13 protein-coding genes, 1 tRNA gene and 6 pseudogenes are annotated in these 17194 nt (G+C 29.1%); 9 read left to right on the top strand and 11 right to left on the bottom strand.

Annotated elements, in window-relative coordinates:
• Positions 1–480: 480 nt before the first annotated feature.
• Positions 481–783, top strand: coding sequence for a glutaredoxin domain-containing protein (locus OTBS_RS03165; RefSeq protein ID WP_332370168.1), 303 nt, complete (start codon positions 481–483; stop codon positions 781–783).
• Between the two features lie 433 nt (positions 784–1216).
• Here OTBS_RS03165 and OTBS_RS03160 read toward each other — a convergent pair whose 3' ends face one another.
• Positions 1217–2818 (bottom strand): hypothetical protein, encoded by a 1602-nt coding sequence (locus OTBS_RS03160; RefSeq protein WP_011944596.1) that lies wholly within the window; start codon positions 2816–2818, stop codon positions 1217–1219.
• A gap of 446 nt (positions 2819–3264) precedes the next feature.
• Positions 3265–4165: pseudogene (locus OTBS_RS11575) on the bottom strand (AAA family ATPase); the annotation flags it as partial.
• Positions 4166–4339: 174 nt separating this feature from the next.
• On the opposite strand from OTBS_RS11575, the pseudogene OTBS_RS13940 reads away from it, so the two are divergent.
• Positions 4340–4788, top strand: a pseudogene (locus OTBS_RS13940) (conjugal transfer protein TraD).
• Here OTBS_RS13940 and OTBS_RS03140 read toward each other — a convergent pair.
• The 3 genes and pseudogenes from OTBS_RS03140 to OTBS_RS13935 form a co-directional block, all read right to left on the bottom strand.
• A complete protein-coding gene (locus OTBS_RS03140) occupies positions 4744–5508 on the bottom strand; it encodes an IS982 family transposase (protein WP_050897517.1) in 765 nt (254 codons plus the stop codon). The pseudogene OTBS_RS13940 and the gene OTBS_RS03140 overlap by 45 nt on opposite strands.
• Before the next feature lie 252 nt (positions 5509–5760).
• The gene (locus OTBS_RS18230) at positions 5761–5949 is read right to left on the bottom strand and encodes a hypothetical protein (RefSeq protein ID WP_410517962.1); all 189 of its coding nucleotides are present in this window, start codon (positions 5947–5949) and stop codon (positions 5761–5763) included.
• 151 nt (positions 5950–6100) lie between these two features.
• Positions 6101–6226: pseudogene (locus OTBS_RS13935) on the bottom strand (IS5/IS1182 family transposase); the annotation flags it as partial.
• Positions 6227–6290: 64 nt separating this feature from the next.
• Between OTBS_RS13935 and OTBS_RS11560 the strand changes: the two are divergent.
• A protein-coding gene (locus OTBS_RS11560; protein WP_157866327.1) for an IS5 family transposase occupies positions 6291–7113 on the top strand; the annotation gives its coding sequence in 2 pieces (ribosomal slippage) (positions 6291–6676 and positions 6675–7113; 825 coding nt in all).
• Here OTBS_RS11560 and OTBS_RS11555 read toward each other — a convergent pair.
• Positions 7109–7773, bottom strand: a pseudogene (locus OTBS_RS11555) (transposase family protein); the annotation flags it as partial. The gene OTBS_RS11560 and the pseudogene OTBS_RS11555 sit on opposite strands and share 5 nt — an antisense overlap.
• A 121-nt stretch (positions 7774–7894) precedes the next feature.
• Here OTBS_RS11555 and OTBS_RS03120 point away from each other — a divergent pair.
• On the top strand, positions 7895–8572 hold the full coding sequence (locus tag OTBS_RS03120) for a histidine phosphotransferase family protein (RefSeq protein WP_011944595.1): 678 nt from the start codon (positions 7895–7897) through the stop codon (positions 8570–8572).
• Positions 8573–8641: 69 nt separating this feature from the next.
• Positions 8642–10036 (top strand): class II fumarate hydratase, encoded by a 1395-nt coding sequence (gene fumC, locus OTBS_RS03115; RefSeq protein WP_173361690.1) that lies wholly within the window; start codon positions 8642–8644, stop codon positions 10034–10036.
• 163 nt (positions 10037–10199) lie between these two features.
• Here fumC and OTBS_RS03110 read toward each other — a convergent pair whose 3' ends face one another.
• Both OTBS_RS03110 and OTBS_RS13930 read right to left on the bottom strand, forming a co-directional pair.
• Positions 10200–11678 (bottom strand): peptide MFS transporter, encoded by a 1479-nt coding sequence (locus tag OTBS_RS03110; protein WP_011944593.1) that lies wholly within the window; start codon positions 11676–11678, stop codon positions 10200–10202.
• Between the two features lie 1236 nt (positions 11679–12914).
• Positions 12915–13010, bottom strand: a pseudogene (locus OTBS_RS13930) (IS5/IS1182 family transposase); the annotation flags it as partial.
• A 206-nt stretch (positions 13011–13216) separates the two neighbouring features.
• Here OTBS_RS13930 and OTBS_RS03105 point away from each other — a divergent pair.
• Positions 13217–13294: transfer RNA gene (locus OTBS_RS03105), tRNA-Asp, on the top strand.
• Positions 13295–13747: 453 nt separating this feature from the next.
• Here OTBS_RS03105 and OTBS_RS17860 read toward each other — a convergent pair.
• Both OTBS_RS17860 and OTBS_RS11545 read right to left on the bottom strand, forming a co-directional pair.
• A pseudogene (locus tag OTBS_RS17860) lies at positions 13748–14058 on the bottom strand (TraE/TraK family type IV conjugative transfer system protein); the annotation flags it as partial.
• A gap of 83 nt (positions 14059–14141) precedes the next feature.
• Positions 14142–14408, bottom strand: a complete 267-nt coding sequence (locus OTBS_RS11545; RefSeq protein ID WP_232489040.1) for a redoxin domain-containing protein — start codon at positions 14406–14408, stop codon at positions 14142–14144.
• Between the two features lie 590 nt (positions 14409–14998).
• Between OTBS_RS11545 and OTBS_RS13925 the strand changes: the two genes are divergently transcribed.
• The 3 genes from OTBS_RS13925 (at position 14999) to traF (ending at position 16515) form a co-directional block, all read left to right on the top strand.
• Positions 14999–15151, top strand: a complete 153-nt coding sequence (locus OTBS_RS13925; RefSeq protein ID WP_157866325.1) for a hypothetical protein — start codon at positions 14999–15001, stop codon at positions 15149–15151.
• Between the two features lie 483 nt (positions 15152–15634).
• The gene (locus OTBS_RS03095) at positions 15635–16147 is read left to right on the top strand and encodes a hypothetical protein (protein ID WP_041621159.1); all 513 of its coding nucleotides are present in this window, start codon (positions 15635–15637) and stop codon (positions 16145–16147) included.
• A 125-nt stretch (positions 16148–16272) separates the two neighbouring features.
• The gene (gene traF, locus OTBS_RS16075; protein ID WP_050897515.1) at positions 16273–16515 is read left to right on the top strand and encodes a conjugal transfer protein TraF; all 243 of its coding nucleotides are present in this window, start codon (positions 16273–16275) and stop codon (positions 16513–16515) included.
• A gap of 530 nt (positions 16516–17045) precedes the next feature.
• On the opposite strand, the gene OTBS_RS17520 is transcribed toward traF, so the two are convergent.
• Entirely contained in the window at positions 17046–17180 is a 135-nt protein-coding gene (locus tag OTBS_RS17520) for a hypothetical protein (protein ID WP_269763909.1), read from the bottom strand.
• Positions 17181–17194: the final 14 nt, after the last annotated feature.

Raw genomic sequence — 17194 nt, 5'->3', positions numbered from 1 at the left:
ATTTTTTTGACATCATTTTATTTAGTGAATATTCAATCAGTAAATAAGCTCTATATTTTTATCGTAAGTTCTTTAATAATAATGTTGATAGGATATTTAATTAATATTTATAAAATGCAAAAGCTGACAAGCTTGGGATTAATATATGATCAGCTTTATAATTCAAAAAAATATGACTTTCATAATAACTAAGGCAATAATAAAGCCATAATATAAATCATACAACCATATAAATTGATTTATAATATAGTATAGCTACTTAGCTAAATATGAATAAACAACTATAGGGTTGCTATCAAATATAATTAGAATCATTTGTCTTGACATAGTTTTTAACTTCCTTGTATTATTTATTTTAAAGCATAGGTTTAAAATAAATTCACTTAAATTTTTAATTAAATGAAAAGAATTCTTATCATTGTAATACTACCTATCATTTTATCATATTTTATTATAGAAAAAACTGGTATACTAGAATACATGAAAAAATCAGATTTACAGGATGAGGATTTTATGATTTATGATGATGATAATATTTATATTTATACTAAACCAACATGTCCATATTGCTTAAATGCAAAATCACTTTTAAATCAAAAGTCAGTATCATTTAAAGAAATAGATATTAGCAATAATCAACAGTTACACGAAAAATTGAAGCAAGCTACTTCTCAAACTACTGTACCATATATATTTATATATGGCCAATTTATTGGCGGATATATGCAATTACAAGATCTTGATAATACTGACAAATTAGATGAGTTATTAGCACAGAAATAAATTTTCTATATCACGTGTTCATACTAATCTAGTGAGTATGCGTCCAATCAGATCGCTATTTCAACTGTCATTTTCATACTTAGTAGCATGTGAAATATCCGCTTGTATAATTCCAATTTTACAATCTGTATATTTTTTGCTTTAGTAGTTTCAATGATCTTTATGTTTGCTACCTGGCAGCTACAACATATTAAAAATCTAAATTTTATTAATAATATGGTGAGCAGCTGACCGGTATTTTTTACAATAATTCATTACTTAGGAATAATCAGCCTAACCAATAAATATTGAAAACATAGATTTGTCGAAAAATAACTTCAGCTATTCTGCACTATAGCTAAGCTACTATAACACAGTTATATTATATACTTTTCAAAAAGCATAGCTAGGTCATAATGATAGCCAAACTATTATAATTTATAAACAGACGAAGCTATAGAACTTCTCCTATAGCTTCTGTATCGTTTTCATTTATATCTAATAATTCAAAACTACTTGAAATATCTAGATCTTGTGTTTCATGAACAGAATTTTTATTGTTTACTTCTATAGGTAAAAATAGTTTAAAAAACGAAGAAGCGACTGTTACAACTGCTTCTTTAGCTTTATCAAAGAAAGTTGTGTGTTCATTAAGATTATTTTGCTCTGTTTTTTTGCTATTCTCTTTTGTACATTCGGTCATTTGTTTCCACTCTTCGAGCGTAATTTCGCTATCAGAATTTTGATTTTCTTTTTCAGTATTGCAAATAGTATCACATTTACTAATGCAAGTATCAATTTGTTCTATTGCTGCTCTTTTAATAGCATTATTACACTCATCATTTGAATATTCTGTTTCTGCTATCTCTTTTATATCACGCATTATACTTTTTATCTCTTTCAAGTCTGAATTATATATTTGCAGATATGCTGAGGAATTTTTATGTATTATTTCATTATCTGCTATCTCTTCATTTTTATTAACAAGTTTTTCAGTTTTACTATTTAAGATAGGAACATCTTCTGTATTTTGAGCTTTTGTGCTTTCTAAACTACAATTTAAATCTACTTGTTTATCTTCAGAAAATAACTTTAAATAACTCTTTCCTAGATTTTGTTTCGCATAATCTAAAATAATTTGATTACTTTGCAGATTAGCAACAATTTTCTCAAATATCTCAAGTACATGTTGTGCTAAAATAGCATCACCATCTTTGGTTTTACTAGTGTTGTCTATTAACTTTTTTACCTTATGTATAATATTAAATGTATCACAAATTATTATCTCTAGGTTATTTACATTTTCTGCTTTATATGTAGTATCAAGTAAATCTCTAATTTTTATATCTTGATTTTCTGTGCTTAGTTTGTTGCTTGTCAAAATCTGTAAAGCAGTATCAAGAGTTGATCTATGTGTTTCTAATTTTTTTAATATTAAATGTACAAAATAATTTTCTTTCTGTTCAGAAATAAAAGCATTAGCATCTTTTAGGTATATTTTTTGTTTGTAATTATGCTCAAGATTATCTAATGTCTTGTGTATTGATTTTAGTTGGTGTAATCTTATACCTTGCTCTTTTATTATTTGCTCTGCATTAGATAATTCTTGATCAATTTTTTCTGTGCAAGCATCCATTTTTGATAATAATGTTTGCCAATTTTCCTGCCATTCTATTTTTTTTCCTTTCATATTAATTAATTTACTTAACTCATCTTTAACATGATTATTTAGTAATTTAGAATCATCTATCATCAATAGATCTTTCTTATTACTATCTAAACCTTGCATTCCATGAGATTGAAGAATTTTTTGTTTGTAATTATGCTCAAGATTATCTAATGTCTTGTGTATTAATTTTAGTTTTTGCAACCTTATATCTTGCTTTTTTATTATTTGCTCTGCCCTAAATAATTCTTGATCAACTTTTTCTATGCATACATCCATTTTTGATAATAATGTTGCAGTTTGCAAATTTTCTTGTGATTCTACTTTCGTATCTTGCCTAGTAATTAATTTTTTGAAGTATCTTTCTTGCGATATTTGTTTAGTAAACATGTTTTTTACTTAAAAATTATTTCAGTTTAATTAATAAAAATATACTTTCTATCAATTAAGCACAAAATAAATCGTTTTACAATACTTAATTAATGAGTACTGCGATTTATATAAATCACAAATTGATATAAGAAACATTGTAAAGTGTGTGCGATGTGAAGTTATATATATGATTGTTTGAGCATAGAAAGAAGCGATAAAAATTAATAGAATCCGTTAGTTATAAAGTTATTTTTTGCTACCTTATTCTCTAAATCTAATAGAAAAGTTTTAGGCCAATATGAAGATGTGGATTAGAAATCAAATTACTCAATTTGCTAAATCTTATGAATATATTATCGCTTCTTTCTATGCTCAAACATCATTGTAAATGACTATACATAACTTCACATCGCAACATTTTGTTTATAGTTTTGAGCCGATTGATATTGCCTTACTTCATTTGCTTAAATATTGTTATTCTCCTATATAACTTTGGAATTCATAGAATCTGTCTTAGCTGTGCTAAGCTGCTCTATCATGTTAGCAACATTTTTTTTTGTAGATTGCATGTTATAGTACAACAGTACTTGCTTTGCATTTCCTATCATGCTTATGTTAGAACTTTCTATGCCTATACTATTATTATGAAGAACATATACATCTTTTTAGCTATTTATAGATTGTTACAAACTGTTGTAGCATAGCAATGTTTAAATTGTATTTTACTTTGATCAAAACTCACATCTTTCCCTGTATCTGTCTTAGCTACAAATTCATTTTTATTAACCGAAGTTAAAGTTTCAAATTCACTGTTTTGTATTTGTAAATCTTTATTGCTTTTTTGAAATATGATTCTATCTCCTGCCATATATGATTCTTTTTTTTCCAGCAATTGAACACCTACATTCTGTACCTTATAGCATGCCATTTTCTTTTAACAAAGACCTAATACTTGAATTAAGGATGTTGACATCTTTATTATGTATAGTAATTACCAATTTTTCGTGTAGCTTAAACTTGCTTAGACTCTAGTTATATACTAACTTACTCATTGAGTCCAAGTAATGTATTATCAAAGTTAACGCAGTTATTTTGTTTCAGTAAGGTTATGCCGCTTAAAATATTACTATCAGCAAACTTCATTGCTACTTCTCGAATCAAGTTTTCACTTTGTCTTCTAATATCTGTTAAAACATGTAAATCGAAAATATTACTCAGCATCTCAAATATTCCACCTCTTTCTATTGAATCTAGCTGTTTTTCATCCACAGCGAGCATCAGTTGATAATTATTCTTCCTGACTACTCTAAATAGCTCTGTATAAGCCTTAGTACCTATCATTTCAGCTTCATCTACTGCTATTAATAAGATTGTAAATATCGTTGTATAAACTTACTTTTCAATGAAGTTTCTAACCTTGGATTTACGCTTTTTTGACTATAATTATTTGATGTTGGTTTGGTAGGTGTGTTTTTTTCTTTACTGGAATTTTATTTTGATATATCTTCGCCTAATTTTTTATCTTTCTAAATTACTAACATGGCAAATCTTGTGCACCAAAAAATTACTCTCCAACAAAAAAATGCTAAGCTAATTATGAATGAGATTAACCTCAAAATTAAAGAATGTAAAATGCATACTCGACGTCTTATCGAAATGGGTGGACTAGTTGCTAAGGCTAAGCTTGATCACTTACCAACAAATACTTTATTTGATACGATTGTTTCACTAAAAGAAACTTTAACATAACATCCAAATGTTCAAGATAATTGGACTACAATTGGTAAAGATATTTTTGATAAAGAACAGCAAAATAAAGCAGCGTGATTTTAAAATTTTTCTCTGAACCAATCGAAAACATTAAACACTACATTCACCTTCATAGCTTAAAATGGAATAGCTTTCGACAAAAATTGTACAGCTGTGTTAAGGACATTGCAGCCTTAAAACGTCAATTTAGGATAAGGAGTCAGAAGAAGAAGAGATAAATGGGGATTAAGTTTAGAGATAGAATAACTAGCAAGAGAAGCAATTATATGAACAAAGAAATTAAGAGGAGAAGGGTGTCTAGTATGCTCTAAATGCATATGTTTTTTTAGTACATTAAAGACAGACTCAATTAAAGAACGTTTATTTAATAACTGCTTATCTTGTATGACCAATAAATATGTTTTCATATCTTTACGAAGATTAGTAAATAAACGTAGACCATTGGTCAGCAGTTGATGAAATAACTCTTTAGATATGTAAGCTTTATCACCAAACAATTTACCAGATAAGACTTTAGAAATAACTGAAGCTATAGATAGGTCGCTTTTATTGCTTTTAGTAATTTTAACTGACATTATTTCGCCTTTATTATTGATTATAAGATGAAGCTTAAAGACTAAGAACCAGCCATAACTACTTTTACCAATTTTAGAAATTTTGTTAAAAACTCTATTGCTTGAGGTACATTTATTATGACAAATTGCTAACTTTGTAGAATCGATGTAATATATACCAGTCTCTTCTCCTTTCAGATAATGCATTAATACGACTAATGGTAGCAACATTCTAGGCCACAGTTGTATTATTCTACTATAGCTTGGTAAGCAAAAGTATCTTTTATACTTATAACTCAAGTAATATAGATAATAATTTTTACAATCCTTGCATGGAGATACATAAAAATATATCGCTATTGTTAATAACTCAGCTAAGGACAACTTCCCATCTCTGTTCCTTTGATTACTCTACTTGGTATTAATCTCTTTCTCTCCAACTCGTGATATATTTTGCAAAAATTGTCTATTAAATAGTATACTGTTATAATACATTTTTTCATGTTGGGTTATTCCTTGTTTATTTAAATTTTTTTTATAACTCAACATTCTCTCTTTGTATACCTCTTATTCTCTACATTTCATATTTCCACTTATCCTAATCTAGCGTTTTAACTATCAGTAACACAAGACTTTCTAATTATTTTTTTGATATTCCAGAATAACAAAATCATCAGCATACCTTATATAATTGACTTTGAGAACCGGTTTTCTTAAGGATATCTTCATCGGAAATTTTTCCGCCAGTAATCTTCCTAGTCTATCTAATGCCATATTTGCAAGTAATGGTGAAATTATTTTACCTTTGGAAGCACCAGATTCTATTGGATGAATTTAAACCAATTTTTTATGTATGCTTCCAATATATAGTCATTTACAATGAGGTTTGAGCATAGAAAAAAGCGACAATAGCATCATAAGATTTACCAACAGGATATTTTATACGCAAACTTCATTAGACCTCTTTCGAAACTGGTTAAGGTAGTTCAAAATTATAAATGCCAGAGATCAAATTAAATCTAAGACCGAATCTTTTACGTCTATTTCGATATTTGTCAGCAATAATTTTGAACCGTTTTAGCATACCAATAACGTTTTCATTAGACTTCTTTCGAAACTATACAATGATGTAAAATGGTGTTATAAAAATCTGATTTGAAGTAATAATGAAATTAGATCAGATTAAAGAGTTAAAGGATGAAAAATTTCGTCGATTAACAGTAGTAAGGAAGGGAACATTCTCAAAGATGGTGGATATTTTGAGGAAAGCTGATGGTGTTAAGAAATCAAAAGGAGGGCGTAAAAATAAGCTCAATTTGGAGGAACAGTTATTGATGGCCTTAGAATACCTTAGAGAATACCGTACTTATTTTCATATAGGTCAGAACTATGGGATTAGTGAAAGTTCAGCATATAAAGCTGTTAAATGGGTAGAAGACACCTTAGTTAAACACCCAAACTTTGCTCTTCCAGGTCGTAAAGCTCTAATGAATAGCGATATGAATTATGAAGTAGTCTTGATTGATGCTACTGAGAGTCCAATAGAAAGACTCAAAAAAACAAAAATTCTATTATTCAGGAAAGAAGAAAAGGCATACACTAAAGACTCAAATAGTGGTAGACAAGAAAACACACCAAGTAATATGTACAGATTTTTCTAACGGTAAAAAACATGACTTTAGATTATTTAAGGAATCCAAAATTCTTATCCATCCTAAGATTAAAGCGATTACTGATATAGGATATCAAGGTATACAAAAAATTCACAATAATTCTGCATTACCAAAGAAAAAAAGCAAGAAAAATCCTTTAACTAAAAATGATAAAAAGAATAATCGTAGGTTAGCAGGAAAAAGAGTTGTCAATGAAAACGTTATTGCTATGCTAAAACGGTTCAAAATTATTGCTGACAAATATCGAAATAGACGTAAAAGATTCGGTCTTAGATTTAATTTGATCTCTGGCATTTATAATTTTGAACTACCTTAACCAGTTTCGAAAGAGGTCTATTGACAACTCTTTCTCCTGCTAATCTACGATTATTCTTTTTATCATTTTTAGTTAAAGGATGTCTCTTGCTTTTTTTCTTTGGTAATGCAGAATTATTGTGAATTTTTTGTATACTTTGATATCCTGTATCAGTAATCGCTTTAACCTTAGGATGGATAAGAATTTTGGATTCATTAAATAATCTAAAGTCATGTTTTTTACCGTTAGAAAAATCTGTGCATATTACTTAGTGCGTTTTCTTGTCTACCACTATTTGAGTTTTTAGTGTATGCCTTTTCTTCTTTTTTGAATAATAGAATTTTTGTTTTTTTGAGTCTTTCTATAGGACTCTCAGTAGCATCAATCAAGACTACTTCATAATTCATATCACTCTTCATTAGAGTTTTACGACTTGAAAGAGCAAAGTTTTGGTGTTTAACTAAGGTGTTTTCTACCCATTTAACAGCTTTATATGCTGAACTTTCACTAATCCCATAGTTCTGACCTATATGGAAATAAGTACAGTATTCTCTAAGGTATTCTAAGACCATCAGCTTTCCTCAAAATATCCACCATCTTTGCAAATGTTCACTTCCTTACTCCTGTTAATCATCGACAAAATTTTTCATCCTTTAACTCTTTAATTTGATCAAATTTCATTATTACCTCAAATCAGTTATTTGTAACACCATTCTACATCATTCTCTAGTTTCGAAAGAAGTCTATTGTTGATTTTTTAACAAAAAATTTTATAATTAGGGTCTCATTTATTAATCTAAACATGAATAATATTAAATTAGCACAATTTATTAGCGTAAAAATTTTTCACGATTTTGCTGGCGGATTAGGAGCTATATCAAATGGAATAAAGTACTGTATAGATAATCAATACCAGCTTAATAACAAATTATATGGTTTAGCATTTGATACTATTAAGATAGGTAGCACAAACTTGCTTGTTAAGCTACAACTGTATCGTCAAATGTATGGCTCGGCTAGCAAATCATATAGTGACAATAAGTTATATCATGAAGCAAATTTTGATGAAATTAGAGCAGTACTTGATGATTACTTTAAAGCTTTGATTAATACTAAGATAAATTTAGTTTTTAAAGATGAATTTTTTCACGTTAAAGGTACTAATATTGATATTAGTACTGGTAAATTACTAATGTGTTTAGTAATATCAGCTCAAGACGCATTACTACATGGTGGAGATATAACTGTTAAAATATATAGAAAGCAAGATAAAACCCAAATTAATATTTCAGCAAAAGGCAAATCTATAAAAAATAACGAAGAGCAGAATTTTATATTAACTGCTACTGATCTTAGTGATGATAATATTACATTCTTTAATGTTCATGCTTACTATGTGTACTATTTAAAAAAAATGGTTAATGCTTCAATATCATGCAAGCATGGTGAAGATTACATTAGTTATATTATTGAGCAATAAATTTTGACTTTGTGACGATTGTCTTATTACTAATTCTAAACTAGAACTATTGAAATTAAGCAAATGAAAATAAATAAAGTTAGAACTGAAAGTGATTTACTAGGTAATGTAGAAGTCGAAGAGCAATATTATTGGGGAGCCCAAACACAGCGTTCAATATTAAATTTTAAAATTGGGCATGAAAAAATGCCTCTTAGGTTAATATATGCCCTTGCATTACAAAAACAATGCTCAGCAGAAGTAAATAAAGAGCTTGGATTACTTCGACCTAGAATAGCAGATGCTATTATTAATGCTGCTAAAGAGATAAGTCAAGGAAAGTATGACGATAATTTCCCATTATCAGTATGGCAAACTGGCTCAGGCACTCAGACTAATATGAATATAAATGAAGTAATTGCTAATATTGCTAATGAACAGCTAGGTAGCAGTAAGGGAGCAAAAGATCCAGTACATCCAAATGATCATGTTAATATGAGCCAATCGTCTAATGACTCTTTTCCTACTGCTATGAATGTTGCTACAGCAATAATATTAATTAATAATTTAATTCCTAATCTGGAAAAATTACATGTAACATTTAAAAGCAAAATCAAAGAATGGCAATCAATAGTCAAAATTGGTAGAACTCACTTACAGGATGCTACACCATTAACTTTAGGGCAAGAGTTTTCAGCATATAGTGCGCAAATTGGTTATGCTATTACGCGTATTACATCTGTTTTAGAAAGAGTATGTCAACTTGCTCAGGGAGGAACTGCTGTAGGTACAGGTATTAATTGCCATAAAGATTTTTCAGTAAAATTTGTCGAAAAAATCTCAAAGCTAACTGGTATAAAATTTTACTCAGCGCAAAATAAATTTGAAGCAATAGCATGTCATGATAACCTTGTGGAACTATCTGGATCATTAAATGTATTAGCTGCTAGCTTAATGAAAATCGCTAATGATATTAGATTGCTTGGATCGGGCCCACGATGTGGATTAGGGGAAATAGTTTTACCAATAAATGAGCCTGGATCATCAATTATGCCAGGTAAAGTTAATCCAACTCAAGTTGAAGCGCTATCAATGATTTGCGCTCAAGTTATTGGAAATCATGTAACAATTACTATTGCTGGATCTAATGGGCATCTTGAGCTGAATGCATTTAAACCAGTAATTATCTATAATTTATTACAATCAATTCAATTATTATCAGATGGAATTCTTAGCTTTAATAATCATTGTTTATCTGGTATTCAGCCTAACATAGATAGAATAAAAAAAACATGCGAAGATTCTTTAATGTTAGTAACAGCGCTCAATCCACATATTGGCTACGATAATGCAGCTAAAATTGCTAAAACAGCATATCAAAATAATATTACTTTGAAAGAAGCTGCAATATCATTGGATCTAATAACTGCAGAGGAGTTTGACCTATATGTTAAAGTTGAGAACATGATAGGCAGCAAAGAATAATTTTAGATTGTATTGCATAAAGTGTTGAAAGTATAAAAAGCAATCTATAAAATAAACTAAAATTCGATATAAAGATTACATCACATTTTTCCTACTTTCTGTTGTTCTCAATTATATCGAACTCTTGTGTTTTTAAATAGTTAAAATCCTATTTGGATTGTAATTATTCTTGCATAGCAATAACTTTATGTATCATTTTAAAGAAAAGTAAAAATATAATACTTAATATTGCAGCAGATATTGTTACATTTAAAAATCCCTCTTGATATATTGCTAAAGATTCAAAACGATTTACTTCGCCATTTACAGAAGGTACTAACATACAGTTTGATACCACCATACCAATTAGGTTAGAAAATGCTAATGATAATATCATCATACCCATTAATGCTCCTTTTGCATTTTTAGGAGATAATAAAGTTGCTTGTTCTTGTACTAATGGTGCAACACAAAGCTCTCCTAGTCCCATAATAGAAATAGCAGCTATTAGATATAAATAGTTTACTTTTCCATCATTAGCATTCAAACATCCTGTATATAAAATAAAAAAACATATAGAAATTGTAAAAAGACCAAAAGCAAAGATAGCAGCAGCATCTTTTTTTCTGAACTTTGAAAACATTCCAAAGAGAGATCCAAGTATTGTAATTGATATAGGATTGATTGCTTGAGATACTGAAGCTGGAATTGTTATACCTAAGATATTGTTAGCAACATTTCTTTCAGTAAACAAGTTAATTAAAGAACCAAGTTGCATTTCTAGTGCAAAAAATAACATCTGGAATATCATAAGAATTGCTAATACTACTAACTTTGGTCTTTGCTCAACTGATGTTTTGAATATTATACTAATAAATACTCCTAGAACTATTATTCCACTAAATGTAAGCGCAGAAGTAAAGAGTTCGCTAAATATAAGCATTTTAGATACCATTAATGCCAGCAAGAAGCAACCAGCTAATACTATTCCAAAAATATTTATTCCTAGCATTCTTTTATTCATAAGCATAGGATAGGCAGAAAGACCTTTATCTCCTAATATGTTTTGAAATATTATAAAAGTAATAAGACCAATAGTCATGCCAATGCCTGCTAGACCAAATCCATAGTGCCAACCATATAAATGAGCTATATACCCACAAGAAATAGCTGCTAATGTTGCACCTAAATTAATTCCTACATAAAACAAAGTAAACCCTCTGCTACGTTCAGAATCATCTGTCCTATAACAAGCTCCAAGTAAGTTCAAGATATTACCTTTAAACATTCCAGTGCCTACAGCTATTAAAGATAGACTAAAATATATTAGGTCTGAATTAAATCCTACTAGCAGCATGCTCATATGTCCAGCTACCATAACAATTCCTCCTATTAGTACCATGCTGCGGAATCCCATTAATTTATCCGCTAAAATGCCTCCGATCACTGGTCCAGCATAACATACTACAGCAAATAAAGAGTATGTAGTATAAGCTTTTATATCAGTAAAGCCTAACTGAGAAGTTAGAAAAAGCACTAAAAGTGACCTCATTCCATAATAACTAAAGCGTTCCCACATCTCAACAAAGAATAATAACAATAAAAATTGCGGAAATTTTCTAACTGTGGTTGTTGTATTTAATACACTGATTGATTTATTCATAAACTATTCCATTACACTAATTAGTTAATTTTAAAGTAATTTTAAGTAAATTATGACTCTATACTTATAGCTTCAGTAAAAAAAAGATTAACAATCAAAATTATATTTATGTAACATAAATCATAACTTATGTCGAATTTTTGATATTTTTTTATTCTTAACTATGTTAATACTTTTACTGTAAAGTATTGAGGTGTAGAACCATTATGCCATTAAGTTGTTAGCTTTGATGCAAACTTTTATACTTTTTTAAGCAATTTATGCTTAGAGCTGTTGTTTTTTAAAATTAACAATTTTTTTATAAAATAGATTATCTATTTTGTTAAAAACCTTGTAACCTATGCACTACAAACTCATAATAACATTATTTTAAAAACTGTTAGCAAAAACTCAGTATAAACTAAGAAAAGAAAAAAAGTTCTGCTATGGCATAGTATGCATAACTACTATGCTACGCACCAGAGGAAATGTGAAATGTGAATACAGCTACTTTTTTTTATCAATGCTAGCCTTATATTATTTAATTTATTTAACATAACAATCTCCAAAAAAAAGTTATAACATTATAGTAGTTTTGCTAATTAATACAATAATCCTGTAGCTAAAGCTACAAAATGCAAAACTATAATGAATACGTAAACGAATAGGATACAAAATAATCAGATCTTATAAAAGGCACAATTTATTTATAAACCTATTAGCTAGCATTAAATTATAATATAAATTATTTTATTTTACAAGTAAAAGTTTTATTTTTTTATTATAGAATTTATGTTAAATGAAAAATTTTAAAGCGTACCGAAATATTATCAAAGAGATTTGCAAAATTGAATAACTTGCGGTACAGGATAAGATATCGAAATCTGACATCAGAAGTTAGTGAAATTAGTTGCTCACAAAAACTTTAGCTAAAGAACTAGATATTTATATAGTTGCTTTGTTTCAATGTATTAGTTATAGCCCAACTACTATAAAACAATTATAATAATTAAGATGTAATAGAAAAGTCAATTAGTATGACATGTTCTATAGATTTTTGGAAGAAAGTGCTAACGATAAAATCAAGAGAGAAAGTCAGTTTTGAATTAATATCAAAACATTTTGTGATAGAAAAAATACAGTATTTGTATGAAGTAAAAACATATTGCCGTAAAAAAATGGAAACAGAGCTCCAACAAAAATCTCTATTGATAAACTAAAATAAGATGCGACACAATAGACCTCTTTCGAAACTGGTTAAGGTAGTTCAAAATTATAAATGCCAGAGATCAAATTAAATCTAAGACCGAATCTTTTACGTCTATTTCGATATTTATCAGCAATAATTTTGAACTACCTTAACCAGTTTCGAAAGAGGTCTATTAAAGTTGGGTTATTTTTATCATTTTTGCTAGTTTATAAATATTACTAATAAATAATCTGCTTTTCTAAGAGTGATATTAATCAAAAATATATTTTGTACCTTTTAAATTTCCTTGAACGCTTTATAGTTTTAGTATATCATTGACCAATACTATTGGGTTATACATTATATAATAGGGGGCATAGCTCAGCTTGGTTAGAGCGTCGGCCTGTCAAGCCGAAGGCCGCGGGTTCAAGTCCCGTTGCTCCCGCCATTCTGTTATACAGAGCTAATAAAGAATTACGTATTTTCAGGCAAGATTAATTACAATTCTAAATTATTATAAATCTAGTAATGGTATGTTTATTACCTTTAATGCTGCAGATAACTAGAATATAGCCGTAAGTTTGATATAAGAAGAAAAGTATGCTAGAGTTCATCGACAATGAGGTTTGAGCATAAAAAGAAGCAATAAAATAGTTAATAAAATCTGTTGGTTGTAAAGTTAAAAATCAATTCTTAGTTTTAAAATTTCTGATGTGATATTGCTTATGTTATTTTAGTCTGTTAGCAATATTGACAAACAATTCTTATACAGTTAAAGGTTGAATATTAACTGAATAAATTAACATAAACGCTAATGGCGGATTTTGCAAAATCTATAAGTTAAGAAAAATTAACTCATTCTGCTTCTTTTTGCAAGTTATTCTTTTTTACTAAAAAAGAATAACTGATCAGTATTACTGGATACCACTTTCATATCTGCTATTTGTCTTTCTACCTCATTTTGAGAAGTAGTAAATAGGCCTCTTATTACAAAAATTGCCCATTTATTTAAATACGTTTCATGATAATTTTTTGATGAAACAGTCATTTTACGATCAGGCTCTATTGCTTGAAACAACCACTTTTCTTCTTTTGTAATTGCAGCATTATCACAATTATATTAACTGCAGCCAGCAATATAGTTACTGAAAGTAAGCATTTATTATACTTAACCAGCTCTTGTATTGCATTTTGCTTAAAGAGATGATTCATTACTTGCTAACTTTTTTGCCCAGCATCCTTGGATATCCTAATGGGGCTAGCAATAAATCTTTAGCTACTCTCTAAAAAACTTTTTAGCAAAAAATTCTCTGATACCTTCTTAAATTTCTTAAAACAATAACATAGAGCAATTCCTCTAACATAAATATCTTATCAGTTTCATCATATCCTAACTCAAATTTTAAACAGAATTTATCTTGAAATTTTTGATGTAAAGCAATATTATCTTTCTGTACACCAAGAATTATCCTGTTTAATTTATTGAATTCAGAAATAGCTTCATTAAATTTCTGTGTTTCAATTGTACACCCAGGAGTATTATCTTTAGGATAAAAGTACAGTACTAAATTTTTCCTTCGTAATGACCTAGATTTATAATTGAATTACTAGTAGTGATTATATTAAAGTCTGCTGCATCATTATTAATTGTTAAATTCTTCATGTTAGTCTCATAAATTGGAGGTGAGTCAAGATAAGGTAAATTAATCTTACTGGTGAAAATCCAGTTATGGAAGGAGAAGCTACTTCCACTATATAGCGAGTCTTGTGCTGCTGAAGGTAGCAACAGTAGTAAAGCGTAGATAGGTGAAACATTCGAGCCGAAACCAAATGGTGAACGTGATAGCCATGAAAGTAAGATGTAGTGGAAGCTGATATGTTATACCACATAGTAGGCAAAAGAAGATTGGAGGTCAAACTAGTGAAAATCCAAAAATTTTCAACCACTGGAGTCGCAGGTGTCAGCGAGTTTATAAAGATTAATGACACAACTTGAGAAGTCCTTATAACTCTTACTTAATTAAGTAAGTATTCAAGGTACAAGTGGTGCAACATAAGGCTTTGGAGATGGTATAAAGATGGCTAAGTTAGCCATAGTAGTGATGAAACTCAATAATGTTTGTGAAGCGAAGGGGGTAGCAGAAAAGTAAGAATGTCAGATGGAAACAACGACCGTGCACAGTATGAAAATACATGGTTAACAAAACTTGAGCATATAAAGTTGCTATCATCGCAAAATCAAGACATAAAGTTTAATAATCTTGCACATATTATTATTGATTATAATATGTTGCTTAAAGCCTAAGAACCAGCCATAACTACTTTATTCTCTCTTTGTATACCTTTTATTCTCTACATTTCATATTTTCACTTATCCTAATCTGGCGTTTAAAAACTATGATAGAAAAAGATGGACATGTATTAGACTATTTTACCTCCTCATTCTCCTGATTTAAACCTATTGAAAAAATAGCTTCAAGCTAATCAAGAGAATCAAATATCACTGTAACGTAGACACCATTTTCAAAAAGTATATAACATAACTATTTCATACTAGTTTAGCTATAGCTATAATAATACTAATGAAGCTAATAATTCAAAAAAAATTATAAGTTCAATATTAAAAATCAATAAATATGATTTGAACCAGAAACCGTTGTGAAAGAAATTCTAGGTATAGTTAAAAAAGCTGTTAATACTAATAAAAGTAATTATGAGATTAAAGATTAGTAAAAGGAAATAAAAATATAGTATAGTTGTAATATGTAATAATTTATAGAGGGTGATTATGAATCTAACTAATAAAGAAAACTGTAGCATAGAACATTTAGTTCAAGATGGAATCAAAAAAATTAAGGAAAATTTGCCACCTTTAACTGAAGATCAACAAAAAAGGCTGAAAGCGTTTGATAAGAACGTTCTTGATTTGTTTAAACGTCAAGAAGGTAAGAAAAAGTCAAAAAATTTGAAAGGTACACTTATGTACTATGTTACAGAATTTGTTAATTTTGTAACAACATGCATTAGCTGTGCTAATTGGAGAAAAGAGCAAAAGGTACAAGCAGAATATGATGTGTATGCTTTTGCAAGAGGTGTAGAGAAAGCACTAGAGGAGATTAAAAATAAAAAAGATAATTTAAAAGCCATGCAATCAATAACTATGCCTAATACAGCTAGAGTTGCATGTACTATAGAAAATGTAATTGAGGAAGCTCAAAAGCAACAACAAAGTTATTCTTTTGTTGAGCGTGAAAACAATAGGCCAAAAAAAAATCCTAAAAGCAACTGCAGAGAACCTTAAGTAAGCTATTAGATAAACTGGTTATTATTTGTATGCTTTTGTATGCTATGGTATCTTGATTGTTCTTAATTATTTATCGATAGAATTAGTTGACGCGACTAATTCTTAGCCAGCAAGGTTTTTAATTGTACAATGATAAACATGGTCATGAGCTTGATAACTCTACTTCCAAGTTGATATGTGGAGCTCATGATCAGAGAGTCGAAGAATTAAATGAGCAATTTAATCAAGCTCAGCGTATAGCGCTTGATAATCCAATGCTTGCAAGTGTTATTACAGCTCAAAGATTGCAGAAGCAAATCATGGAGAAGGTTCATAAGTTTGCTACTATGTTGCAACTCCTGCTATTTTCACTATCAATTGATTAATGCTCATGAGCCAGCGAATAGCTTACATAGAAATCTACATCAAGAAATAGAGCAAAAAAACGACTCTAAACTCAACGAACTTACTAAAAGAACTAAGGCTTAATTTTATAAGTAAAGCCAGTATGTTTGTACTGCAAGTCTTTTGCTATTATTATTTAAGGTTTGCTGATAAATATAAATTTTAGCTACTAGCTGTTAGTAAAAATAGCAGAAAGTTTCAGAATATTGGGCGAGTAGAGCTGACCAATCGCTCAATTAGGATCCTTCTTAGAACCTGACTTGCATAATTACCACATTTTGCTCTAGAAAAATAAGATAAAGCTTTATGACTTATTTGTTGTTTAGAACATTGAGATAATTTTTCAATTTTTAGGAAAATTAACCCTTTTAAGTATCTCGGTTAGTCTTTGCCAATTTATCTTACGTTTTCCTCCTATTTTATTAAACCAGTTATATATTGTCCGTGTACTTCGGTTGATAAATGACCTTACTCGTCTTTCATTATCTGATATATCATGATAGTTGATTCATTACCTAATAACTCTAATGACTTGTGATAATATCTGTGTTTTGTCTTGCTGATTTAGCTGACTAAGCAAATATTTTCTCAGTCTTTTCAGTTTCTCGGTAAAACGATCTCTCCTTGTGGTATATTTAGTCTCCATGTTGTACCAAATCT

Source organism: Orientia tsutsugamushi str. Boryong (assembly GCF_000063545.1).
Classification (GTDB): Bacteria; Pseudomonadota; Alphaproteobacteria; order Rickettsiales; family Rickettsiaceae; genus Orientia; species Orientia tsutsugamushi_C.
This window is presented reverse-complemented; position numbering and strand designations above follow the sequence as displayed.

Bases quoted from the DNA above. Each gene is read 5' to 3' on its own strand.
- OTBS_RS03120 (WP_011944595.1), top strand. From the start codon at position 7,895: ATGAATAATATTAAATTAGCACAATTTATTAGCGTAAAAATTTTTCAC.
- OTBS_RS03160 (WP_011944596.1), bottom strand. From the start codon at position 2,818: ATGTTTACTAAACAAATATCGCAAGAAAGATACTTCAAAAAATTAATT.
- OTBS_RS03165 (WP_332370168.1), top strand. From the start codon at position 481: ATGAAAAAATCAGATTTACAGGATGAGGATTTTATGATTTATGATGAT.
- OTBS_RS03110 (WP_011944593.1), bottom strand. From the start codon at position 11,678: ATGAATAAATCAATCAGTGTATTAAATACAACAACCACAGTTAGAAAA.
- OTBS_RS03095 (WP_041621159.1), top strand. From the start codon at position 15,635: ATGAATCTAACTAATAAAGAAAACTGTAGCATAGAACATTTAGTTCAA.
- OTBS_RS17520 (WP_269763909.1), bottom strand. From the start codon at position 17,180: ATGGAGACTAAATATACCACAAGGAGAGATCGTTTTACCGAGAAACTG.
- OTBS_RS13925 (WP_157866325.1), top strand. From the start codon at position 14,999: ATGTCAGATGGAAACAACGACCGTGCACAGTATGAAAATACATGGTTA.